Genomic DNA, 23,628 nt, shown 5'->3' with positions numbered 1-23,628 from the left:
CCATGGGCCGCCGCTACATCGACTGCCGGGCCTTCCCCAGCGAGACCAACTGCTCGGTCGCCATCAGCGCCGACAGCGACGCCGAGCTGCTCGAAGCCGCCGTGCAACACGCCGTTTCCGTGCACAAGCATGCCGACACGCCCGAGCTGCGGGCGCAGCTTCAAACGCTGTTCAAGGACGGCACACCCAGCGCCGAAGCGCCCCAGGTGGCAGCAGCCTGACCGCGCAGCCGCGTCAGCGGCGGGCGGATGCCGCGAGCATCAATCGCACCACATCGCATTGACTGTGCGTGTTCGTCTTGCGATAGACGTGCTTGAGGTGCGTGCGCACCGTGTCGAGCGAGATGCCGAGCTTGCGGGCAATGCTTGCCGGATCGGCGCCGTGTGCCAGCAGGTCGGCCACATCCGCCTCCCGGCGGGTGAGGTGGAAGAGACCTGTCAGCCAGGCGTTGGCCGGCTGCACCGGCGCCACGCCTGCGCGGGCGGCCGCGCGCTGCCAGCACAGCGGCAGCGCCTGTGCCACATGCGGCAGCAGAGCGAGCGGCCCCGCCCGGTACCCCGCGCGCGCTCGCTGCCCCCGCGGCCGATCCTCGAACCACACCATGCCGCGCACTTCGGCGTCGGCAATCGGCCAGCCGGTCACGCCGTCGCCGTGCCTGGCGTGCAGCAGCAGCCTGGCCATGCAGACACCCTGCGACGCCGCCCAATGCCACCGCCCATCAACGCGCCAGCGCACCATGGCTGCGGCATGACGTGCACCGCACACATCGCGCACTACGTCCATCATACCCACGGCATCGCCCGCGCACGCCGCCACGTAGCATTGGCGCAGCACGATTGCCGAGGCATGAGACGGCATGGCAACAAAGCGCGGCATGGATGCAATACGGGCGCAGCGGCCTGGCCGGTGCGCCCGTCGAAAAAAGGAACTTCATTATAGGAAGCACGCTTTGCGCGTGCTGCCATTTTTGCCCTAGGCCAATCCGCCCATCAGGCAAGGACACGGCGCGCCATCCAGCGTGCGCGCAGGTGATCGTAGGCGAGGTTGAAGAAGAACGTGTACGGCAGAAACAGCAGCATGATGCCGATGTCGAGCACGAACGCTTCCCACAGACCGACGTCGAGCCACCAGGCAGCCAGCGGCACCAGCATCAGGACCAGCCCGCCTTCGAACAGGCAGGCATGGACCACCCGCAGGATCACGGTGCGCGAGAGCCTGTAGCGACGCTCCACGCGCTCGAAGATGGCGTTGAACACCATGTTCCACACCATCGCCACTGCCGCAAACATGAGCGTCATCACGCCCATTTCGGCCAACGGCAAATCCATCAGCCAGCTAAACAGCGGCGCGCAGATCAGCATGGCAACCAACTCGAACGTCAGCGCATGGACAAGGCGCTCGGCCGGCGTTTTCTGTATGACTTGCATTGCATATACCTCCAAAGAACAGGGGTATTTTCATCGGTACGAGCCGTATGATCCAGTTCTTTGATATCGGTTTTTCCGATATTATGGGCGCTATGCCGCTCGCCGGAGGACTCAATGCGTCATTCACCCGAAGCCTTGCTCGCCTTTGCCGAAGCCGCCACGCTCGGTTCCTTTTCCGCCGCCGCCCGCAAATTGGGCAAGCGGCAGTCCACGATCAGCGAGGCGATCGCCAATCTCGAAATCGACCTGGGCCTGACGCTGTTTGACCGCAGCACGCGCCAGCCCACGCTGACGGAGGCGGGCCGCGCCATGTTCACGCAGGTGCGCCGCGTGCTCGAGGCCAGCGAGCAGATGGACCGGCTCGCCGCGCAGATGGCTGGTGGGCTGGAGGCACGCCTCACGCTGGTGGTGTCCGATACCTATCAGTCCGACCGCTATGAGCAGACGCTCGCCACGCTCGAGCAGCGCTACCCCGAACTTGAACTCGAATGCCTGATCGCCGAGCACGAAGACGTGGTCGACATCATCCAGCTGGGCCGTGCCCAGATCGGCCTGGTGGCCGCGCAGGCGGCATATCCGGCCGATATTGGATGGGCAACCATTGCGGAACAATCGGAGATCGGATTGTTCGTGGGGCTGCAGCACCCACTCGCCCGATACGGCGACGAGGAAGTGCCGCACGCCATACTCCGTGAGGCGCGCGAGCTGCGGCTGAACACGTTCGTCGATCCGACGGGCCCGCGAACCGACGCTGTGCCCGTGCGCAGCCTGCGCCGCTGGTCGGCGCCGAGCTACCTGATGCTGCTGGAAATGGCGGTGCTGGGCTTCGGCTGGACGGAACTGCCGCGCTGGCTGGTGGACCACTTTGCCGCCGACCGCCTGCACGAAATCCGCGCACGGGGCTGGCCCCGCCAGGTGCAGGTCGATGCAGTATGGTCGCGCAACCGTACGCTGGGCCAGGCAGGGGCGTGGCTGCTCGAAACCATGCTGTCGGGCTGATCCGTCAAAGCGGCTCGTCCAGCCGTTCGATGATCAGCCGGGACAGACGCGCCGTCTGCTCCTTGGTCAGCGTGAATTCCACGCCGAACGATGGAAACGCCGTCGTGCCTTCTTGCACCGACGACGTACCGGCCACGCGCCCCACCAGAGCGAAATCCTCCTGCTGCCCGTCGACGTAGGCGCTGAAGTCCAACGCAATGCGGTCGCCCGACCGAAACGTCGGGGCGGCACTCTGCACAAGGGCTCCGTTCAGGCAGATATCGCGCAGCACGGCGACGCGGTCCGTCGGCGCCGGGCACTGCCCTTCGGGACGCACCGTCGCACCAATGCGCACCTGCACCCGCCGCGCACGCCGCAACGGCATCTTTTGGACCTTGGCGGGCATGGACAACACGAGATAAGGCACCGGGAACTGGCCCGTCGCGACCACGCTGCACATCATGGTGATGACCGCGCGGCCCGAGAAGCCGCGCACCATCAGCACGTCGCGCGCTCCGGGCCGCAACGTGCGCTTGGCATCGGCAGGCTGCGTGATGAAGAGCGCCTCGCCTTCCACGTAGCCGATCAACCGGCACGGCAGAGGCCCGCGCAACGGCGCCGACTTCTCGTGGACTTGCAGCACGGTTCCGATGCTCAGCCCCGTGGCGCCCAGGCGCGGCCTGCCTTCCGGCGGTTCCTTGGGAGGCTCGGTGCCGGCGGTGTCCTGGGTGTCGACCTGCGTCAACGCCAGCACGGGCCCATGCTGGAACAGGAGCCGCACATCGTCGGGGTCGTGCACGACAACGCCGGCGGGCAACAGCAGACGGCCAGCGGGGTCGCCCATGATGAAAGGCAACGGTTGCCCGATCGGTACATCGTCCTGCGTGAGTTGCCGTGCGGCTTGGATCATGTCTTGGGGCGAGTCGTCTGTCGTGGCCACGGGCAAAAATGCCCGGGCAGGAACCTCCGGCATCTTGCAACAATGGCCGGTAAACCGACGGACATCAACCCCCCTCACGCGGCCTCATGCTGACGCCCGTCAACGGCAAGCGTTTTGTCATCCGGCCAGCGCCGTCGCCTCGATCTCCACGGCCAGGCCGTAGTGCAGCGTCGGCACCGGCACCACCGCACGCGCCGGGCGCACGTCCCCGATCCACGTACGGTACAGCGCATCGAAAGCCGGCCAGTGCGTTTCCATGTCGGTCACGTATACGCGCACCTGCACGAGGCGCGAGCGGCTGGTGCCCGACGCGGCCAGCACGGCGTCGAGGTTGGACAACACTTGCCGCACCTGCGTCTCGAACGGCGCGTCGACGAGTTTTTCACCGGCCGGCGTCACGGGAATCTGGCCGGCCACGAAGACGAAGCCGTTGGCGCACACCGCGTGCGAGTAGTGCCCGGCGGGCGGGCGCAGCGCCGGCGCGTTGAGATAGCGCGCCTCGGTCGTGTCGCTCATGCGTGCTCCAGAACGAGCCTGGCGAAGTGCTGCAGGTCGACATTGCCCCCCGAGATGACGATGCCGACGCGCCTGCCGCGCACATCGACCTTGCCTTGCAGCGCCGCCGCGGCAGCCAGGCAGCCCGTAGGCTCGACCACCGACTTCATGCGGCCCGCAAAGAAGCGCATGGTGGCGACGAGTTCTGCATCGCTGACCGTGACGATGTCGTCGACGAGTTGCCGGATCACGGCAAACGTGTAGCGGCCCAGATGCTGGGTCTGCGCGCCGTCGGCCAGCGTCTTGGGCGTGTCGATATGGACGATCTCGCCACGGCGCAGGCTCTGCTGGCCATCGTTGCCGGCTTCGGGCTCCACGCCGATGATCTTGCAGGCGGGGTTCAGTGCGCGTGCGGCCGTGGCACACCCCGAGAGCAGTCCGCCGCCGCCCAACGGGGTGAGCAGCACGTCGAGCGGGCCGACTTCTTCGATCAGTTCCTTGGCCGCCGTGCCCTGCCCGGCCATCACGTGCGGATGGTCGTACGGCGGGATCAGCGTGAGGCCGTGTTCCTCGGCCAGCTTGCGGCCGATGGCCTCGCGGTCTTCGGTGTAGCGGTCGTAGAACACGACTTCACCGCCGTAGCCGCGCGTGGCTTCCACCTTGATGACAGGCGCATCCTTCGGCATGACGATCACCGCGCGCATGCCGAGCAGCCGCGCCGACAAGGCAATGGCCTGCGCATGGTTGCCCGACGAGAACGTGATCACGCCCGCCTTGCGCTGCTCGGGCGTGAACTGCAGCAGCGCGTTGTATGCGCCGCGAAACTTGAAAGCACCCATGCGCTGGAAGTTCTCGGCCTTGAAGAACAGCTCTGCGCCGGTCTGCGCGTTGGCGGTGCACGAGGTCAGCACGGGCGTCTTGTGCGCCACGCCTTGCAGGCGGGCATGCGCGGCAGCAATGTCGTCGTACGAAAGGGGCAGGCTCATGCAATGTCCTCGGAGTTTTCGGGCAGGTAGGTGTAGACGGTAGAGCGCGCCACGCCGAGCGTCTGCGCGACTTCAGACAACGCGCGGCGCAGGTTCAGCAGGCCGCTGGCGGCCAGTTCTCGCATGGCCTCGCGGCGCTGGTCGAGCGTCATCGCCATGGGTGTGGTGTTGCGCGCGACGGCAAAGCGTTCGAGTGCGGCACGCACTTCTTCCACGCGGCGGGGCGCGAGCGACTCGGCCACCGGCGGCGCTGCCACGTCAATGCGCACCAGTTGCGTGAGGCCGGCCGTCACGGCGCCGAGCATCGACACGTCCATGTTCAGGCAGATGGCGGCCACGTACTCGCCGCGGCTGTTCTTCAGCCCGATCGACGTGCTCTTGGCCGGCCGCCCATCGGGAAACCGGTTGGCGTAGTTTTCGATGACTTCCGGGAAGCCGGGATCGGCCATGCGCGCCAGGCCCATTTCCGTCGCGGCGTCGCCCACCCGGCGGCCCGAAAGATTGTTGGCGATGGCGACCACGGAATGGTCGGGATCGGTCAGGTCGTGCAGCACGACCTCCACCAGCGGCGCCAGCGTCTTGCCCAGCGCCTCGACGATCTTGCGCCCCTCGCGCAGGAGGAGGCGGTTTTCTTCAGCAGCCCTCATGGGTGTTGACGATACGTTATTTGTTGACATTTCGTCAATGGAAAGAGGCTCTGGCGCGCGCCGTCGGCCACCTCGCGCCACCGCTGAACTGTTACGCAATGGTCAACGTTGCAGCCTTTGTCTTCTGACAAACCCTCGGTGTGGTCAACGCGTGCCCTTGGCCGGCGTTAATCGGTCACGCACGTATCCCGTGTGCCTCGTTGAGGGTCTCGTTATGAAACTGTCTGCGTTGATGTTTTCGATGGGTGCGCTGGTGATGGGATCGGCGTTTGCGCAGGGCACCGCGGCGCCGGCCGCGCCCGCCGCCGCGGCACCTGCTGGCGTGCACGCAGTCTGCAAGGACGGCACGCCTTATAGCGGGGCGACCCTCAAGGGTGCCTGCCGCGGTCATGGCGGCGTCGACAAGAAGGCCAGCGCCGCGAGCGCCTCGACGGCACCTGCTCCGGCTCCGGCCCCTGCACCGGCCAAGCCGGCTGCTGCCGCGCCCGCTGCACCTGCTGCAGCACCCGCCCCGACGCCCGCGCCCGCGCCGGCCAAACCCGTTGCCGCTGCACCCGCCAAGCCGGCTGCCGCAGCGCCAGCCACCGTGGCTGCCGGTGGCGGCCCCGACAAGGTCTGGGCCAACGCCACCACCAAGGTCTACCACTGCGCGGGCGACCGTTACTACGGCAAGACCAAGCAGGGCCAGTACATGACCGAAGCCGACGCCAAGGCCCAGGGCATGCGACCGAGCCGAGGCAAGGGCTGCGCCAAGTAAGCGCCGCCGCCTGCTGCTGACACCGCACGCCGCGCCCGCCTGGTCGCGGCGTCTTCCTTTTCTGCCCTGCATCGCATGCCTTCACACCAGGAACATTCCGCCACCGCGCTGCAGCACGCAGAGAACTTCGCGCCGCTGGCCGCGCCCCCGCAGACGCCGCAGCGCCGCGTGCTGGGCGATGTGGTCGCCGGCCTGTCGATTGCGGGCCTGCTGCTGCCCGAAGCCGTCGCCTATGCGGGCATCGCGAGCCTGCCGCCGCAGGCAGGGCTGATCGCGCTGCTGTGCGGCCTCGTCGTCTACGCGCTGCTCGGCACAAGCCGGTTTGCCATCGTCTCGGCCACATCGTCGTCTGCGGCGGTGCTGTTCGCGACGGTGCTCTCGGAGCCCGGCACGAACGGCGCGACGGCACTCACGATGGCGGCGGCGCTCGTCATCGCGACGGGCGTGTTGTTCATCCTGGCCGGGCTGGCACGGCTGGGCGGCATGTCGGACTTCATCGCGCGGCCGGTGCTGCGCGGCTTCACGTTCGGGCTGGCACTGACCATCGCCATCAAGCAGTTGCCGAAGATCCTGGCGGTGCCCGTGCACCACAGCGACACCCTCCGCGTGGTACTGGACCTGCTCGGCAGCACGGGAAGCGCCAACCGCTACAGCGCGGCGCTCGGCGCGGTGGCACTTGTACTGCTCTTCGGGCTCGGGCGCTGGGGGCGCATTCCGGCCACGCTGGTCGTCATCGTGCTCGCCATCGCAGTGGGCTATGGCGTCGACTGGCACGCTTATGGCATTGCCGTGGTGGGCCAGATCGACCTGCAGAACGTGAGCTTCGGCGTGCCGAGCCTGGGCCGCGTGCAATGGATGCAGAGTGCGGAGCTCGGCTTTGCGCTCATGCTGATCCTGTATGCCGAGTCGTACGGCTCGATCCGGAACTTCGCGCTCAAACACGGCGACAGCATGTCGGCCAACCGCGACCTCGTCGCGCTGGGCTGCGCGAATCTGCTGTCGGGCCTGCTGCACGGCATGCCGGTCGGCGCCGGGTATTCCGCCACGTCGGCCAACGAGGCGGCGGGCGCGCAGTCACGGCTGGCCGGGCTGTGCGCGGCGGCCGTGGTGGCGCTGATCGTCTGGCTGTTCCTTGCGCAGCTCGCACGGATTCCCGAGCCGGTGCTGGCCGCGATCGTGATCTTTGCCGTCAGCCATTCGCTGCACCCGGGCGTGTTCAAGCCGTACTGGACATGGCACCGCGATCGCCTCGTCGTCATCGCCGCGCTGCTGGCCGTGCTGGTGCTTGGCGTGCTGCACGGGCTGCTGGCGGCGATCGGCGTGAGCCTGCTGCTGACGCTGCGCCAGCTCTCCGAGCCCAACGTGAGCGTGCTCGGACGCCTGCGCGACAGCCATGATTTCGTCGATGTGTCCCTGCACGCCGACGCGAAGCCGCTGCCTGGCGTACTGATCGTCCGGCCGGAGGTGCCGCTGTTCTTCGCCAATACCGAACGCGTGCTCGGCAACGTGCGGGCGATGCTGCAGCAGCCGTACGACGTGCCCTTGCGCACGATCATGCTGAGCCTCGAAGAAACGCCCGACGTCGATGGCTCGGCCATCGAGGCCTTGCGCATCTTTGCGGCGGAATGCGCGGCGCGCGGCCTGCAGCTGATGCTGGTGCGGCTCAAGCCGCATGCGCTGGCCGCCCTGCTGCGCGCCACCGACGAAACGCTGCGCCCGGCGATGCTGCACGAATTGAGCGTCGATGAGTGCGTGCAGTCCCTGGCCGCCGGCGGTTGACACGCACGAGGCGCGGCGGCCACGACTGCCATCGGTCAGCGCGCGACGGCCCCGCCGCCGCCCGCGCGTGCCCCTTCGAGGATGATCCGCGCCAGCTTGGCGTAGTCGCCATCGAAGTGATGGCCGCCGGGCAGCCTGACGAGCTGAACCTGCTTCGGGTCCAGGGCGGGGCAATTGCTGTCCTTCTCGTCCTTGCCGTAGATGCACATGCCGAGGCCCGTGGGCAGCTTCTGCGCCTCGGGCAGGATCAGCAGGCCCGACGAGCTGCTCGACACCCAGTTGGTCATGTGGAATTCGAAGTCGGCGCGCTTGCCCAGGCCCATCATCACCGCCAGCGCAACGTGGTCGCGCGAGGCGGCCGGCATGCGGTTGACGATGAACGGCAGCACGTCGGCGCCTTGCGAATAGCCGATCAGCAACGCCCTCGGCTTCTTCCACCGCGCGGCGTAGAAGCGCACGAGGCGGTCCATGTCCGCGGCAGCGGAGGCCGGTGTGCGCGGCGTCCAGAAATAGCGCAGCGAATCGACGCCGACCACCGGCACGCCCGATTTGGACAACGCGGCCGCGACCTCCTTGTCCAGGCCGGCCCAGCCGCCGTCGCCGGAGAGCAGCACCGCGAACAGGTCGGACGACGTGCCGGGCTGCGCGGCGACCTCGATGATCGGCAAGTCCGACACCGCGGCAGGCGGCGGCGCAGCGGGTGGCTTGCGCTGCGCCACGAGCTTGGCGAAGGCGGCCTTGAACAGCTCGTTCGCGGTGATGGGCTGAGCGTTCGCGCCCGACACGGACGCCGGCAGCGCCACCGACTGCGCGCCCGAGATCGTGTTGATGAAGGCTTGTGTGGCATGCGCATCGCACAGCGGGCCGGAGCGGCGCGCAAACGGCGTGAGCGTGTCGGATTGCAGCACGACCCACGGCGCCGACAGCTTGGTCGCTGGCAACAGCACCACGCCGGCGTTCTCGGGCGGCTTGGTGCGCTTGGCGGTGGTCCGGCTCTCGCTCTGGCGGCGGCTGAAATGGATGCCCTCGCCCTTGCACAGCGGCTTGCGCAGTTCGAGCACTGGGCAGAACTCGATCGACATGGCTGCCGCGAAGATGTTGGGGCGCGCCTGGGCGATCATGGCGTACGCCAGCGCACCGCCTTCGTTGTCGCCGACGAGGATGGGCGGGAAATAGCCCGGCACCTTCTCGTACGCCTGCAGGAAGCGGCTGAAGTTTTCGAGATCCCCGTCGGGGAACGCGCAATCGCCAAAGTCGGCCTCGAGGCTGGAGAACAACGCGGGCGTGGAGAGCCCCGCCACCAACGCACCCTGGTCGGCCAATGCCTGGGCCATGCGCGAGGCCGTGGTCGTCCAGCCCAGATCGCCCGAAAGCATCAGCACGACCGAGCGGATTTCGCCCCTGGGCTTGTAGACCGGCACATCGCGAAAGCGCCCGTGGGTGACGAACTCGACGGCGCCGGGCGCGGCAGCCGAGGTGGCCGGCGACACGACCGGCAGCGACAGCACGCCGCCGTTGGCTGCCTTGTTGGCCGCGACGGCGGCGGGGCTCATCTGCACGCGCGGCGGCATGTCGCCCTGCGGTGGCGCGGCTGTCACGCCGCTGGCGCCGGTCATCCCGACCGGCGGCACGAGCACCGGGCCCTGCACCGGCGCGGGCTTCGGTGCGGTGGCGGCCGCCCACGCATTGGGCACCACGGCGCACGCGGCCGCCAGCGCCATGCAGGCCGTGCCCACGCGGGCCGCCAGACGCCAGCCCCTGGGCTGCACTCCCCGATGCCGCGCCTCTTGCGGGCGCGGTGCTTGCCGACTCATTTGGAGATCACTCCCTTCAAGCCGCCGCCGATCAGCGCGGCGACGTCCGTCAATGTAAACAGCGGCGCGAGGCCGCCGCGTGCGAGCAGGTAGCGGGCTTCCCATACCGGCTCGAACTTGTCCTTGAAATTGCGCAACCCGCGGAAATTGTAGAAGCGCGCGCCATGGCGGAACATCATCCGTCCGAACCGGTGCCAGCGCGGCGCAAGCTGGTGCTCGACCATGCCGGACATGGGCGCCATCCCTAGTCCAAAGCGCTGATACCCCTCGGCCTGGAAGTGGAGAATGACCTTGCCGAACAGGAAATCCATCGTGCCCGGCGGCACGTTGCTGCGGTAGCGCATCAGGTCGACGCTGGCCTCGATGCGCAGCACGTCGGGGCACATCAGCGTGGCAAAGGCCAGGATGGCGCCTTCGCGTCGCACCACCGCCACGGGCTGGCGGAGGATGTAACGGTCTTCAAACGCGCCGAGCGAGAACCCCTTCTCGCGCGCGTTCTGGTTGCGCAGCCACTCGTCGGAGATGGCGCGCAGCTCCTCCAGGATGGCCGGCACGCCTTGGGGCGGCACGATCTCGAACGACAGCCCTTCGCGCTCGCCGCGCGTCACGCCGTGGCGCAGGTTGGCGCGGCGGGATCCCTTCAGGCTGAATTCCGGCAGGGACACGTATGCCTCCTCGCCGAGCTTGTACGCGCGCAGGCCGGCATCAAGGTACAGCGGCAGCGTCTGCGGGCGCGTCTTGTAGAACGCCGCGCGGCCGCCGTGCGCATCGGCCATTTCGATGAAGCGCCAGATCAGCTCGGGCCACTCCTGCTGCGCGCCCACCGGGTCGGACAGCGCCACCCACGAGCGCCCCTGCCGGGCATACATGATGAAAGCCTTGCCGGACGGCGAGAACAGCAGGCTCTTGTCGCCCATCAGCGCGAGCACGGCGTCGGCGGCGGGTTGGGCGCGGATGATCTCGGCGGCGCGGGCAAGGTCTTCTTCGGTGGGCAGGGCCGTCTCGCCGGGCTCGCTGCGGAACAGTTGCCACAGGCCGAAGCCGAGGCCCGTCACGGCCACCGCCATGAGCGCGCGGATGGAGCGCGGCGCATCGCCATCGAAGGTGAACTGCCACCAGAGCTGGTTGGCGTAGGCGACTTCGCGGTAGGCAAAGAAGAGGATCCACACGCACGCCGCGAACACGCATGCCATGGCGATGAGCCAGCCGGCCTCCAGCCGCTGCGAGAACAGCGACGACGGCCGGTCGAACTGCCGGCGCGAGATGACCAGCAGCACCGCCAGCGTCACGAGCACCGCCATCTCCGACACGGCGATGCCCTTGGGCAGCGCCAGCACGCCCGCCAGCAGCGACAGCACCAGCGCCGCCCACCACGCCGCGTCGAGCCGATGCAGCAGCCCCCGCGCGACAAACAGCATGACGAGCCCCGCCACGCTGCCGATCATGTGCGACGCCTCCACCAGGAACAGCGGCACGTGCATGCGCAGGAGATCTTCGGCCTCGTCGGTGGCAGGGGTGACGCCGGAGACGAGCAGCATCACGCCCGAGACCATCGTCAGCGCCGCCAGCAGCCCCGGCGATAGCTTGACCGCCGCGCGCCCGAACGGGGCAAACGGCGCACCCGCACCGGTGCCCGAGCGCAGCTCGAAGACGCCGAGCATGGCGGTGGCCAGCACCAGCGGCATCAGGAAGTAGATCGCCCGGTAGTAGAGCAGCGCAGCCAGGATCTCGGCCGGCGCCGCCTGGTCGCCGCACCCCAGCAGGATCACGGCCTCGAACACCCCCAGGCCGCCCGGGCTCTGGCTCAATACGCCCAGCGTGACGGCCAGCGCGTAGAAGGCTACGAACGTGGGCAGATCGACGGCGCCGGCCGGCATCAGGAACCACAGCGCCGCCGCCGCCGCGCTCAGGTCCGCCGCCGAGATCACGAACTGCCGCGCCGCGAGCCCGGGCGGCGGCAAGCGGATTTCCCAGCGGCCGACCAGCGTGACGTGCCGCTGCCGCAGGCACAACGCCAGCAGCACGACCACGCCAGCCAGAACGAGCAGCGCCACCGCTTCGAGCAGCGACGCCGGCAGATGCGTGATGGCGGCGATATGCGGTGCGCCCCACAGCAGCCCCACCGCGCCGAAGGCCGTGGTGGACACGCCCAGCGCGCTGGCATCGAACGCCACGGCAGCGGTCACGCGGTCGGCGTCGACACCGGCCGCTGTGTACAGGCGCGTGCGCACCGACCCCGCCGTCAGCGAACCGAGCCCGATCGTGTTGCCGAGCGCATAGGCAATGAACGAGGTGGCAGCGACCGTGCCTGGCGCCAGCTGCGCGCCGACATACCGCAAGCCCGATGCGTCGTACCGCGTCAGGGCGGCATAGCTGAGCGCCGTGGCCAAGGCGGCCAGCAACAGGCGCGAGAACGGCATGGCATGCAGCGCAGCCACCATGTCGGCGTAATGCACGTGGTCGAGCAGCGCATACAGGCTGTCGAAGACGAGCGCGCCCAGGACGAGCACGATGCCGATGACGGACCAGCCGCCCAGGCCGAAACCGGAATCGGCGCGGGAGGCGCTGGCGGATGGGTCGAGCGCGGCGTCTGCGCCGTCACGGGCGGAACGCTTGGGCGACGGTCTGCGCGAGGGGGGACTGGCGTCGTTGGACGCGGCGTCAGGCATGGTGAAACACGAAATCCTGCTGGCTTGAAGGGTGCGCCACGTCATGCACGCGGCTGAGCACGGCGCCGGTGGCGCACCGGATGGGATGCGGGTACGCGCAAACGGGAGGTATCGGCGCGCGCCGGGCCGGAATCTGGCGGCCCTGCGGCTTGCGCCTCAAGAAGCGTCCCCAACCTGTGTTGAGCCCCCGTTGTTGCCGGGCGCGGTCGGTTGTCTTGCGGCCGCCGGCGCGCCGGTCATGTCGCGCGTGCGCGATCCGAACGTCATCTCTGATGTCACGTAATACGGACGAAGTGGCGATTGCGTTGACACATATTGCGCATTTTATGGCCTGGGCGCCTGTGCCGGCACTTCCGGCGGGACATCGGGCTTGCCGGTATCGACCGACACGGGGTCGCTCGCGGGAAAGGTTTCTTCGATGCCCTCGTCGAGCAGTGCCTCTTCGTGCGTATCCGCGACGGGCGGATGCGGGTTGGCGGGCGCGGGCGTGGGCGAGGCGCGGTCGTCTGGCATGGCGTTCTCCAAGGGTGCGGATCCAGCATAGGCAAAGGTGGTGATGAAGTGGGCGGCCCGCCCCATCGAAGCGGTGCGGTGCGGCGCGCCCGGCACATCCCCCAAGGGGTTAGCAAGTGCTGCACCTGCGCGACGCGGCGGCGTAGGAGCGCGTACGCAAACGTTTTCGCTGCGCAAAAGGTTCTACAACCTATTGCCTAGGAAGGTGGAGTCCGGTACACAATCGTCCGTCTCATCACTAATTCACGATTCGCGCATGCCTCTCCAGCGCGCTACGGCGGCCCTTCTGCGACGCCCTCCCCTGCTGATCGCCGGGGCGTCGGTGCTGTCGCTCGTGGTGACTGGGTTGACGGCACTGTCGCTGTGGGAGATGCGCGTCGACGCGCTGGCGCGCGCGCGGGACAGCGCAGACAACCTCGCACTGATCCTGCAGCGCGACATCGCGCGCAACATCGAAGTGTACGACCTGTCGCTGCAGGCCGTCATCGACACGGTCCATGATCCCGTCATCAGCGCGCTGCCGGCCAACGTGCGGCAGCTGGTGCTGTTTGACCGGTCCACCAACGCACAGGACATGGGCTCGCTGCTGGTCACGAACGCGGCGGGCGACGTGGTCGTCGATTCGCGCGCGGTGCCGCCCCGGCGCATCTACCTCGGCGATCGCGACTACTTCCAGGTGCAGCGGGGCTCCCCGAACATGGGGCTCTATATCAGCGAGCCGTTCAAGCCGCGCGTGAGCGGCCTGGAGACGTCGATCGGCCTGAGCCGGCGCCTGAACGGTCCCCACGGGGAGTTCAACGGCATCGTGGTCGGCACGCTGCGCCTGAACTACTTCCGCCGGCTCTTCGACGGCATCAACCTCGGCCCGCACGCGGCCGTGACGCTGGTGCGCACCGACGGCACGCTGCTCATGCGCCGCCCGTACGACGAACAACTCATCGGCCGCAGCGTTGCCGGTGCCACCGCGTTTCAGAAGCGCCTGCTGGCACCCGAGGGCTCCTACATCGACGTCGGCGGCATTGACAACATCGAACGGCTCTACAGCTTCCGCCATATCGGAGACCACCCGCTGATCGTCACGGTCGGGCTGGCCACCGAAGACATCTACGCCGAATGGTGGCAGCGCGCCTGGGTGATCGGCGGCATTGTGCTGATCCTCGACGCGGTGTTCATGGTGCTGTCTGTGCTCTTTGCGCGGCAGCTGCGCAAGCGCCTCGAGATGGAGCAGCAGCTGCAGCTCATGGCCAACACCGACAGCCTGACCGGCCTCGGCACGCGCCGCGCGCTCGATGCCGCGCTGGAAATGGAATGGCTGCGGTCCAACCGGCACCGCACGCCGATGTCGGTCCTGATGATCGACGTGGACGACTTCAAGCGCTACAACGACCGCTACGGCCACGCCGCCGGCGACACCGCGCTGCGCACCGTCGCGCGCTGCGTGAACGACAGCATCAAGCGGCCCGGCGACTTTGCCGGCCGGTACGGCGGCGAAGAGTTCTGCGCCGTGCTGCCCAATACGGACCTCAGCGGCGCCGTGCGCGTGGCTGAAGCCATTCGGGCCGCTGTCTTGGCGGCCGACGAGCCCAACGCGGGAAGTGCGTACGGCAAGCTGACGGTGAGCATCGGCGTGGCCGTGCATTCGGGCGTTGCCGCCGAAGACGACACGCTGGAAGACCTTGTTCGGCTGGCCGATGGACGGCTGTATGAAGCCAAGGCCGCAGGCCGCAACGTGGTCATGCCCAGACCGGAGCGGCCAAGGCTGGCGGTGGTGTAGGCGAGCGTGCGGCGTAAACCCTCCTTTTGGAGCATGCCGTCATCGGCCACGACTTCTGCACAATGCCGGGGGCTTTGAGGAAACCGCCGTGAGCAAACCACCGCATTCGCACTTCGATACATCTGCGCTTGCGCGCGAGCATCAATTCGCCGCGTGGCGGGACGCGATCAACGTGCTGTTCGACACGCGCTCTGCCGTGCCGCGCGCGGAGGGGTTCCGGGCCAGCGTCGATGCCTATCTGTGCGGGGAGACCGGCGTGGGCATGCTCAGCGCACAGGCACAACACTACGACCGCTCCCGCTCCAAGCTCGGGCGCGACGGCGTGGATGTCTACGTTCTGCAGTATTACCTGGAAGGCAGTTGCGGACAGCGCGATGGCGACAGCGGCAGCGCCACGCGCCCGGGCGATCTGTTCATCGTCGACGCTGCGCAGCCGCTCGCCACCAGCACGACCGACAGCCGCTTTCTGAGCCTGGCCGTGCCACGGCGCCTGCTGCACCGCTGCTGCGCGCACCCGACGAACTGAGCATGCGCGTGCTGCGCGGCGACGCCCCGATGGTCGGGCTGCTGCGCGATCACCTGTGTTCGCTCTATCAGTCGATGGGGAAGTTGAGCGACGCCGAAGCACAGGCCGTCATCCCGGGCACCCTGCAACTGGCGGCGGCCGCCATCAACTGCCAGGTGACGGAAGCCAGTGCGCCGGCCGTGAGGGAAAGCCTCTTTGCGTCGATCTGCCGACACATGCAGCACAACTTGTCGGATCTGACGCTTTCGCCCGAAGGCGTGGCCGTGCAGTTTGGCATCTCGCGTGCCACGCTCTACCGGCTGTTCGAGCGCGAAGGCGGCTTCTTCAACTACCTGCGCATGCAGCGCCTGCGACAGTGCCACGCGATCCTGGCCGACCGATCGCAGACACACCGTTCGGTGGCCGAAATCGCGCAGACCTACGGTTTTTCCGACGCTTCGAACTTTGCACGTGCATACCGTCGTGCGACCAGCATGTCCCCGCGTGAGACGCGCATGCTGGCCGTCGAAGGGCGCGCCGCCGCCATGCCGTTCGTGCAGCACAAGGACTGGCGCACCTGGGTCATGCAGATGCGCTGATGCGCGCAGCGCCCCCCCTTCCCGCACGCGTTTTTTCCTTCCTCCTCCCGCGCTTGCCGCTCCTGGGCTGAGACGCGCTGACAGGTTCGCGCGACAGCGGAACCGGTTAGCGGCGGCATGCGCCTTCTTCGTTGAAGCGCGCCCGTCGTGCATGCGAGCATCCGGCCCGACCTGACGAGCGCCGATGCGCTTGCGGCGGGCACGGACGATGTGCCCTCTCTTCGTCGAACAGGTCAAAGCGGTGCGGGCATCCCGCGCTTCGCACAACTCACAACGACAAAACGGGGGTCTCGTGAAAGACATAACGGGAAAAACGCTTGCCTTGACGCTGTTCGCCACCGTGGCCCTGGCCGCGTGCGGCGGCGGAGATTCCGGCAGCAACACGGCCAGCAATGGCGGCGGCAACAACGGCGGCAACACGCCGCCCGCATCCACCTGCGCAGAAACTGGCGTCGATGCCAAGTACGCCTGCCAGACCGGCAGCACCGAGCCGCTGTACGCCTACCAGTGGGCGCTCAGGCAGGCGAACAGCTTCTTTGCGGCGTTCGGTCTCGTCGCCGACGGCACGACCGACATTGATGTGGAAGACGTACACCGGGCCGGCGTCAAGGGCCAGGGCGTGAACGTGCTCGTGCTGGACGACGGCATCGATGTGCACAACGAAGACCTGTTCGCCAATGCCAACTCGGACATGACGCACAACTTCGACGATGGCTCGAACGATCCGACACCGGCAGACAATCCCGCGAACATCAAGGACGCGCACGGCACCAACGTGGCCGGCATCATCGCCGCGGCGCAGAACGGCAAGGGTGTGATGGGGATCGCGCCGCGGGCGACGTTGGGCGGTGCACGCTACCTGCGCGCGGCGAACCCCGACATTAACGCCGCCTATGGCGGCGCGGCCTGGTCGAAGAACGGCCACATCATCAATGCGTCGTACGGTGCGAACCCGCAGGCGCCCCTGGAGTACGACACGCCCACCTCGGCACAGACCGCGGTTCGCGCGTTCCCGAACCTGCGCGGCGGCCGTGGAATGGTGATGCTCAAGGCAGCGGGCAACGAGTATGACGCGATCGTGGTTCCAGGGCAGCCGGAGCGGACGTGCCCTGCCGCCGGAGGCGTTCCTGGGCTCGTCAGTTGCGAGAATCCGGCCAATGACCCCGAAGCGCTTGAGCCGGGCGTGATCCTGGTGGGCGCTGCCAATGCGCGTGGCGTCAAAGCGAGCTATTCAAACGCCGGATCGGTCAACTGGATCACGGGCCTGGGCGGCGAGTCCGGCAACGGCGGCAAGTACGGCGAGGTCGGGTCCGGGCCGAAGATCTTCTCCACCGACCTCAGCGGCTGCGCGCGCGGCTACAGCCGTGCCAATACAGACGAGCTGGATGACTTTGCGATGGCGGGCACGGCCACCAATCTGAAAGACAACCCGAAATGCGACTACTCGAGCATGAACGGCACGTCTGCGGCAACGCCCACGGTGTCCGGCGTGGTTGCGCTGATGCTCTCGGCCAATCCGAATCTGACCTGGCGCGATGTGCGTGAAATTCTGCGGGCCACCGCACGCAAGATCGACCCGGACTACGGCAATCGCGACGGCCGCAATGCCAAGATCGACCTGACGAGCAACACCACCACGGCCGACACGAGCACGAGCCTGGTTGACGGCGCCACCACCGCACGCCTGGACTACGGCTGGCAGACCAACGCCGCTGGCTATGCGTATTCGACGTGGTACGGCTTTGGATTGATCGACGCATCCGCCGCCGTGAAGATGGCCAAAGCCACAACAACGTATAAGCCGGCTGCCTTGTCGGTGCCGGATTTCGCGGCGGCGTTCGCCAACGTCAACCAGCTGAACTACGGTGCGGTGCAAAAGCTCGGCCAGTTCAACGTGTCGGGCACTGACAAGGTCGATGCCTTGCAGTTGCGGGTGTCGGGCTCCGTCTGCATTGGTAGCGTCGGCTTCTTTGTGAAATCGCCGTCGGGCACGGTGTCGGCGTTGTCCCTCCCGTACAACGGCTACTACAACAACGGCGTCAATGCCGTGAACAAGTACGGCCTTGGCAGCTACGCCTTCTACGGCGAAAACGCAGCCGGCACGTGGGAGGTCTATGCCGTCAGCGGCGTACCGACCAACGCCTGCTCGACGTACCAGCCCCAGGGCGGCACCCACACCGTGACCCTGGCCACGCCCCTGGCCGTGGAATACCGCGTGATTGCCGCCAAGTGAGCCCGTTCGGAGAACATTCAACATGATCCATGCAACTTTTATGAAAACCGCGTCGCTGGCGGTGCTCCTCTCGATGGGCGCCGCCTGCCAGGCCGCGGACCTGGCGGTCGGCAAGCACCTCAGCACGCAGGAACTTGCGCAGTACGCAAGTGCACCGACGGTGCAGATCGAAACGCAGTCGTTCAAGGTGCTTTCCAGCGGCACGCGTACCAAGGCCGCGGGCGCTGCGTCGGCAGCCGTCACGCAAGTCGCCAACGAGCGCGGCGTAGTTGGCGAGAGCCGCAACGAAGTGGTGGTCTCGCAGGTGTCAGTCGACAGCGTGCGCCAGGCAGTCGGCACCCTGCCCGCAACACCCGTGTCGGCGGAGTATTACGGACACCTGAACATCAGCACGCTGCGCTTTGCGTCGTTCCAGGAGGCCGTGAACGCGCGTGCGCAGCTCAAGAAGACGCTGCCGCAGGCGCGGGTAGACATTCCGATCCAGTACGCCAAGCCCGTGGCGCGCTGAGCGCCGCCGCCCCGTTGTACAAGACGCCCCGCCTCCGCGCGGGGCGTTTTGCATGGGGCGGCGTATCATCCGGGCCTTTCCCCAGTCAGGACAACACCATGACCAAGGCCACCGGCAGCTTCGAAGCGCTGGCCGCACGCGAAGGCGGCCTGCAGCACCGCCTCTCTTCCGCGCAACTCACCATGATCGCCATCGGCAGCGCGATCGGCACCGGCTTGTTCCTCGGCAGCGGTGCAGCCATTCAACTGGCCGGCCCGGGCGTGATCGCCAGTTACGCCATCGGGGCGTTCATCGCGCTGCTCCTCATGGGCTGCCTTGCCGAAATGGTCGTGGCGCATCCGACCACCGGCTCCTTCGGCGCCTACGCCGAGCACTACGTGAGCCCGCTGGCCGGCTTCCTCGTGCGCTATGCGTATTGGGCGGCCGTCGTCTTCGTCATCGGTGCAGAAGTGACCGCGGTCGCGGTGTACATGGCGTACTGGTTTCCGGGCGTGCCGGCGTGGGTGTGGATCGTCGGGTTCTCGGCCGTGCTGGTGTGGATCAATGCCAGCAGCGTCGACGTGTTTGGCGTGGCCGAATACTGGTGCTCGATGATCAAGGTGGTGGCCATCGTCGCGTTTCTGGCGGTGGCGAGCTACGCCATCTATCGTGCACCCGACGGCGGCCCGATCGGCTTTCACAACTACGTGAGCGCGGGCGGCTTCCTGCCGCACGGCTGGAATGGCGTGTGGTTCGGCGCGGTGGTCAGCATCTTCAGCTTCTTCGGTATCGAGCTGATTGCCGTGGCCGCCGGCGAGGCACGCGAGCCCGAAGCCGCCGCCACCAGTGCCTTCCGCTCAACGCTGTTCCGGCTGGTGTTCTTCTACCTCTGCACGCTCGCGCTGATGCTGGCCGTGGTGCCGTGGCAGCAGGCCGGCACGGGCAAAAGCCCCTTCGTGCGCGTGATGGAAATCCTCGGTATTGCCGGGGGTGCGGGCGTGATGAACTTCGTGGTGCTGACCGCAGCGCTGTCGTCGATGAACGCGCAGCTGTATGTATCGACGCGCATGCTGTTCAGCCTCGCGCGGGGCGGGCAGGCGCCTCAGGCGTTGGGCGCGGTAAGCCAGCGCGGCGTGCCGCTGCGCGCGCTGGCGGTGTCCAGCTCCGGTGCGGCATTGGCGGCGGTGCTGAGCGTGGTGCTGCCGGGGCACTCGTTCCTGCTGATGATGTCGCTGGCGATGTTCGGTGCGCTGTTTACGTGGCTCGTCATCTTTGTGACGCACTTGCGCTTCCGGCGGGCCGCCGAGCGCGAGGGTCGCGCATTGCGCTTTCGCATGTGGGGTTTTCCGGTGCTGACCACGCTTGGCGCGATCGCCATGGCGGTCATCATCGTGAGCACCGCTTGGATGCCCGATTTCCGGATGACGCTGGTGGTGGGTGTGCCGTTTCTGGTGCTGCTGGCGGTGGTGTTCGGGTGGGTGCGCGGCCGGCAGTGAACGCCTGACCGCGCCCCGGCTTCAGGCGCGCGCCAGCGCCTGATCCAGATCGGCCAGCAGATCATCGATATGCTCGATGCCGATCGACAGCCGGATCGTCTCCTGCCGCACACCGGCCTTGGCAAGCTCTGCCTCGGACAGCTGCCGGTGCGTGGTCGATGCCGGATGCGTCGCCAGCGACTTGGCGTCGCCAATGTTCACCAGCCGCGTGAACAACTGCAGCGCATCCTGAAAACGCGCCCCGGCAGCAAAACCGCCCTTCACGCCAAACGTGAGCAGCCCCGGCGCCTTGCCTGACAGGTATTTGTGCACGAGCCCGTGGTCGGGGTGATCGTCCAGGCTGGCGTGGTTGACCCACTCCACCTTGGCATGCCCGCGCAGATGCCGGGCGATCTGTGCTGCGTTCTGTGTGATGCGGTCGATGCGCAGGCCCAGCGTTTCGATGCCCTGCAGGATCAGGAACGCGTTGAACGGCGACAGCGCCGCGCCGGTATTGCGCAGCGGCACCACGCGGGCGCGGCCGATATACGCGGCCTCGCCCAACGCTTCGGTATAGACCACGCCGTGGTAGCTCACGTCCGGCTCGTTCAGCCGCTTGAAGCGTGCCTTGTGCTTCGCCCACGGAAACTTGCCCGAATCGACGATCGCGCCGCCCAGGCTCGTGCCGTGGCCGCCCAGGTACTTCGTCAGCGAATGCACGACGATGTCGGCGCCATGTTCGAAGGGGCGCGCCAGGTACGGGGTCGGCACCGTGTTGTCGACGATGAGCGGCACGCCGTGGCGGTGCGCGATCTCCGCCAGCGCGGCAATGTCGGTGATGTTGCCGAGCGGGTTGCCGACGGTCTCGGCAAAGATGGCCTTGGTGCGGTCGTCGATCAGCGCTTCGAATGAAGCGGGGTCGCGCGGATCGGCAAACCGCGTGGTGATGCCCGACAGCGGCAGCGTGTGCGCAAAGAGGTTGTAGGTGCCGCCGTACAACGTGCTGGCCGAAACGATGTTGTCGCCCGCTTCCGCAATCGTCTGGATCGCATACGTGACAGCCGCCTGCCCCGACGCCAGCGCGAGCGCCCCGATGCCGCCTTCGAGCGCGGCGATGCGCTTTTCCAGCACATCGTTGGTCGGGTTCATGATGCGCGAGTAGATGTTGCCCGGCACCTTCAGGTCGAACAGATCGGCGCCGTGCTGCGTGTCGTCAAACGCAAAGGCCACCGTCTGGTAGATCGGCACGGCCACCGCACGGGTGGTCGGGTCGGCGCTGTAGCCGCCGTGCACGGCAACGGTGTCGAGTTTCCAGGCGGGGGCGATCGTGCTCAGGGATGGCTGCGTCATGCTTGCGTCTCCGGAAGGTCGTTCCGGCGAGCATATGGGCAGGCCCGCGGCGTGCGAACGACCGTTTTCGTCTTTGCTTATTCGCTGTGCCCGCCCCGGGGAGTGATCCACGCACGACGCCGTGTGCCGCCAGCGGCACGAATCTCGCTGCACGCAGGGCACACGTTCCGACGGAGCACGACAATGGCAAACCATGGCGGCACCACGACTTCTTACTGGGCGGCAAACACCGAACTGGCCAGCGCGCCGCTGCAGGGCGATGCGACCTGCGATGCCTGCGTGATTGGCGCCGGCATGGCCGGGCTGTCGGTCGCCTATGAACTGGCCGCAGCCGGCGCATCGGTCATCGTGCTGGACGCCGACACGGCAGGCGCCGGTGAAACGGGCCGCACCACGGCGCATCTCATGACGGCGTTCGACGACCGCTACTTCCACATCGAGGACCACCTCGGCCGCGAGGCCGCGCACATGATCGCGCAAAGCCACGCCGCCGCCATCGACCGGATCGAGACGATCTGCACGGCGGAATCCATCGCCTGCGGTTTCGAGCGGGTGGACGGCTACCTCTTTGTCGAATCGCCCGAGGATGAGGACGTTCTGGCCAAGGAGTTCGAAGCGGCACATCGCGCCGGGCTCGTGGATGTCGAGCGCGTGAGCGCCGTGCAGACGGGCAAGGCGGTGCTGCGCTCGGCGCTGCGGTTTCCGCGGCAGGGCCAGTTGCATCCGTTGAAGTATCTTGGCGGCCTCATCGAGGCCATCCGCCGTCGCGGCGGCCAGGTGTACGGCAAGACGCGCGCGACCGGCGTCGAAGACGGCAGCCCCGCCCGCGTGCTTACCGCCGATGGCCACCGCATACGCGCGGGCAGCGTCGTGGTGGCGACCAACACGCCGTTCATCGACCGGTTTGCGATCCACACCAAACAGGCGGCCTACCGCACGTTCGTGGTCGCCATGAAGGTGCGCCGGGGCGACATGCCGAACTGCCAGTTCTGGGATACGCCCGACCCCTACCATTACGTGCGCATCGCCGGGGACCTCGACGCCGATCACCAGTTGCTCATCAGCGGGGGCGAAGATCACAAGGTCGGGCAGGCCGACGATGCCGACGCGCGCTTTGCCCGGCTCGTCCGCTGGACGCAGCAGCGCTTCCCGGTGGTGGACGACCCGCTGTACCGCTGGTCGGGCCAGGTCATGGAGCCGGTGGATGGCGTCGCCTTCATCGGGCGGAACCCGGGCGACGCGCATGTCTACGTGGTCACCGGCGACTCCGGCAACGGCATCACGCACGGCGCCATTGCCGGCATGTTGATCTGCGACCTCGTGCGCGGCCGCGACAATGCCTGGGCCGCGCTGTATGACCCGTCGCGCAGGTCGCTGTCGGCCGCGCTCGAATATGCCCGCGAGAACGCCAACGTCGCCGCGCGATATGCCGATTGGCTGGGCGGCGCCGCCGCCACGGCGTTGGACGCCATCCCGCTGGGCGAAGGCCATGTCGTCAAGGCGATCGGCCGGCATGTCGCCGCCTTCCGCAGCCAGGACGGCGTGCTGCACACCTTCGATGCCGCGTGCCCGCACCTGAAGTGCATGGTGCATTGGAACAGTCTGGAGAAGAGCTTCGACTGCCCCTGCCACGGCTCGCGCTTCGGCCCGGACGGCGCCGTGCTGCATGGGCCGGCCAACGTGGGGCTCAAGCGCATCGACGTGGGCAGCGACACAGAGCAGCGCTGAGCGGCTTCCGCGCTATTTCTCGTCCATCGCGCACGTCGACTCGGCCAGCGTGTGGAATGCCTGCTCCCCGGGAATCGTCTGTACGGGCTTGTAGTAGTCCCTCGGCCGCACCGACTCCGACGGCTTCTTGACCCCGAACAGGCAGATGTCGTGGAGCATCATGCCGTCGGCGCGCACGTAGCCGCCCTGGGTGTACATGTCGTCGATCATCATCGACCTGAGCTTGGCCATCACGCGGTCGGCGTCGTCCGTGCCCGCAGCCTGCACGGCGTTGAGACACGTGAGCATGGCGGAATAGTCGACCGCCTGCAGCAGGTAGGACGAAAAGTCCGGGGCGCCGAGCGGATGCTTCCTGCCACCCACCACCCTGCCGCCGCCCGCTGCGACCACGCGGGCGATGCGCCCCGAACGGCCCCGCCGGAGGAGCACACTGTCAAGCAGAGGCCGACAGTGGTGCGTTGAGGCGCTCGGC

The 23,628-nt window shown here is 67.6% G+C and carries 22 protein-coding genes; 11 read left to right on the top strand and 11 right to left on the bottom strand.

Translation table 11 applies throughout. The features are described from left to right. Positions 1-2 precede the first annotated feature (2 nt). Entirely contained in the window at positions 3-221 is a 219-nt protein-coding gene (locus tag TK49_RS20475) for a DUF1059 domain-containing protein (protein ID WP_045219573.1), read from the top strand. Between the two features lie 13 nt (positions 222-234). Here TK49_RS20475 and TK49_RS20470 read toward each other — a convergent pair whose 3' ends face one another. Then, positions 235-876: a helix-turn-helix transcriptional regulator gene (locus TK49_RS20470; RefSeq protein WP_045219571.1), complete on the bottom strand. Its 642-nt coding sequence runs from the start codon at positions 874-876 to the stop codon at positions 235-237. A gap of 113 nt (positions 877-989) precedes the next feature. Next, positions 990-1,427 carry a multidrug/biocide efflux PACE transporter gene (locus TK49_RS20465; protein ID WP_045219569.1) on the bottom strand — a complete coding sequence of 146 codons (438 nt, stop codon included), beginning with the start codon at positions 1,425-1,427 and terminating at the stop codon, positions 990-992. A gap of 114 nt (positions 1,428-1,541) precedes the next feature. Between TK49_RS20465 and TK49_RS20460 the strand changes: the two genes are divergently transcribed. After that, the gene (locus TK49_RS20460; protein ID WP_045219567.1) at positions 1,542-2,426 is read left to right on the top strand and encodes a LysR family transcriptional regulator; all 885 of its coding nucleotides are present in this window, start codon (positions 1,542-1,544) and stop codon (positions 2,424-2,426) included. A gap of 4 nt (positions 2,427-2,430) precedes the next feature. On the opposite strand, the gene TK49_RS20455 is transcribed toward TK49_RS20460, so the two are convergent. The 4 genes from TK49_RS20455 to TK49_RS20440 form a co-directional block, all read right to left on the bottom strand. Then, positions 2,431-3,315 (bottom strand): flagellar brake protein, encoded by an 885-nt coding sequence (locus tag TK49_RS20455; protein WP_045220411.1) that lies wholly within the window; start codon positions 3,313-3,315, stop codon positions 2,431-2,433. A gap of 147 nt (positions 3,316-3,462) precedes the next feature. After that, positions 3,463-3,861 carry a RidA family protein gene (locus TK49_RS20450; protein WP_045219565.1) on the bottom strand — a complete coding sequence of 133 codons (399 nt, stop codon included), beginning with the start codon at positions 3,859-3,861 and terminating at the stop codon, positions 3,463-3,465. Next, on the bottom strand, positions 3,858-4,826 hold the full coding sequence (locus TK49_RS20445) for a threo-3-hydroxy-L-aspartate ammonia-lyase (protein WP_045219563.1): 969 nt from the start codon (positions 4,824-4,826) through the stop codon (positions 3,858-3,860). Before TK49_RS20445 ends, TK49_RS20450 begins: the two co-directional genes overlap by 4 nt. Further along, the gene (locus TK49_RS20440; protein WP_045219562.1) at positions 4,823-5,473 is read right to left on the bottom strand and encodes a helix-turn-helix transcriptional regulator; all 651 of its coding nucleotides are present in this window, start codon (positions 5,471-5,473) and stop codon (positions 4,823-4,825) included. The genes TK49_RS20445 and TK49_RS20440 overlap by 4 nt, the downstream gene beginning before the upstream one ends. Before the next feature lie 214 nt (positions 5,474-5,687). On the opposite strand from TK49_RS20440, the gene TK49_RS20435 reads away from it, so the two are divergent. Beyond that, a complete protein-coding gene (locus TK49_RS20435) occupies positions 5,688-6,230 on the top strand; it encodes an alanine-rich signal peptide protein (protein WP_045219559.1) in 543 nt (180 codons plus the stop codon). A gap of 75 nt (positions 6,231-6,305) precedes the next feature. After that, complete coding sequence (locus TK49_RS20430; protein WP_045219557.1) at positions 6,306-8,009, top strand: SulP family inorganic anion transporter; 1,704 nt, start codon at positions 6,306-6,308, stop codon at positions 8,007-8,009. Positions 8,010-8,044: 35 nt separating this feature from the next. Here the strand turns inward: TK49_RS20430 and TK49_RS20425 are convergent, their stop codons facing one another. The 3 genes from TK49_RS20425 to TK49_RS20415 form a co-directional block, all read right to left on the bottom strand. Further along, positions 8,045-9,823: a virulence factor family protein gene (locus tag TK49_RS20425; RefSeq protein ID WP_045219555.1), complete on the bottom strand. Its 1,779-nt coding sequence runs from the start codon at positions 9,821-9,823 to the stop codon at positions 8,045-8,047. Beyond that, on the bottom strand, positions 9,820-12,492 hold the full coding sequence (mprF, locus tag TK49_RS20420) for a bifunctional lysylphosphatidylglycerol flippase/synthetase MprF (RefSeq protein ID WP_045219553.1): 2,673 nt from the start codon (positions 12,490-12,492) through the stop codon (positions 9,820-9,822). Before mprF ends, TK49_RS20425 begins: the two co-directional genes overlap by 4 nt. A 324-nt stretch (positions 12,493-12,816) precedes the next feature. After that, positions 12,817-13,005 (bottom strand): hypothetical protein, encoded by a 189-nt coding sequence (locus tag TK49_RS20415; protein WP_045219551.1) that lies wholly within the window; start codon positions 13,003-13,005, stop codon positions 12,817-12,819. A 256-nt stretch (positions 13,006-13,261) separates the two neighbouring features. On the opposite strand from TK49_RS20415, the gene TK49_RS20410 reads away from it, so the two are divergent. The 6 genes from TK49_RS20410 to TK49_RS20390 all read left to right on the top strand — a co-directional run bounded on the left by TK49_RS20410 (position 13,262) and on the right by TK49_RS20390 (position 20,099). Continuing rightward, on the top strand, positions 13,262-14,779 hold the full coding sequence (locus TK49_RS20410) for a sensor domain-containing diguanylate cyclase (RefSeq protein ID WP_045219549.1): 1,518 nt from the start codon (positions 13,262-13,264) through the stop codon (positions 14,777-14,779). An 88-nt stretch (positions 14,780-14,867) separates the two neighbouring features. Continuing rightward, positions 14,868-15,305, top strand: a complete 438-nt coding sequence (locus tag TK49_RS25035; RefSeq protein WP_240480020.1) for an AraC-like ligand-binding domain-containing protein — start codon at positions 14,868-14,870, stop codon at positions 15,303-15,305. 2 nt (positions 15,306-15,307) lie between these two features. Further along, positions 15,308-15,883 carry a helix-turn-helix transcriptional regulator gene (locus tag TK49_RS25030; RefSeq protein WP_240480018.1) on the top strand — a complete coding sequence of 192 codons (576 nt, stop codon included), beginning with the start codon at positions 15,308-15,310 and terminating at the stop codon, positions 15,881-15,883. A 322-nt stretch (positions 15,884-16,205) separates the two neighbouring features. Then, positions 16,206-18,116 carry a S8 family serine peptidase gene (locus TK49_RS20400; protein ID WP_233902559.1) on the top strand — a complete coding sequence of 637 codons (1,911 nt, stop codon included), beginning with the start codon at positions 16,206-16,208 and terminating at the stop codon, positions 18,114-18,116. Positions 18,117-18,156: 40 nt separating this feature from the next. Next, the gene (locus TK49_RS20395; protein ID WP_045219545.1) at positions 18,157-18,624 is read left to right on the top strand and encodes a hypothetical protein; all 468 of its coding nucleotides are present in this window, start codon (positions 18,157-18,159) and stop codon (positions 18,622-18,624) included. Between the two features lie 98 nt (positions 18,625-18,722). Continuing rightward, positions 18,723-20,099, top strand: coding sequence for an amino acid permease (locus tag TK49_RS20390; protein WP_045219543.1), 1,377 nt, complete (start codon positions 18,723-18,725; stop codon positions 20,097-20,099). A gap of 21 nt (positions 20,100-20,120) precedes the next feature. Here the strand turns inward: TK49_RS20390 and TK49_RS20385 are convergent, their stop codons facing one another. Next, positions 20,121-21,428: an O-acetylhomoserine aminocarboxypropyltransferase/cysteine synthase family protein gene (locus TK49_RS20385; RefSeq protein ID WP_045219541.1), complete on the bottom strand. Its 1,308-nt coding sequence runs from the start codon at positions 21,426-21,428 to the stop codon at positions 20,121-20,123. 183 nt (positions 21,429-21,611) lie between these two features. Here TK49_RS20385 and TK49_RS20380 point away from each other — a divergent pair, with 183 nt between their 5' ends. After that, positions 21,612-23,156, top strand: coding sequence for an FAD-dependent oxidoreductase (locus tag TK49_RS20380; RefSeq protein ID WP_045219540.1), 1,545 nt, complete (start codon positions 21,612-21,614; stop codon positions 23,154-23,156). A gap of 12 nt (positions 23,157-23,168) precedes the next feature. On the opposite strand, the gene TK49_RS20375 is transcribed toward TK49_RS20380, so the two are convergent. Beyond that, positions 23,169-23,546, bottom strand: a complete 378-nt coding sequence (locus TK49_RS20375) for an ABC transporter substrate-binding protein (protein WP_115044478.1) — start codon at positions 23,544-23,546, stop codon at positions 23,169-23,171. Between the last annotated feature and the right edge of the window lie 82 nt (positions 23,547-23,628).

The organism is Ralstonia mannitolilytica (genome assembly GCF_000954135.1).
In the GTDB taxonomy this organism is placed as follows: Bacteria; Pseudomonadota; Gammaproteobacteria; order Burkholderiales; family Burkholderiaceae; genus Ralstonia; species Ralstonia mannitolilytica.
The sequence above is the reverse complement of the archived record's forward strand: the minus strand, read 5'-3'. Positions and strand labels throughout refer to the sequence as shown.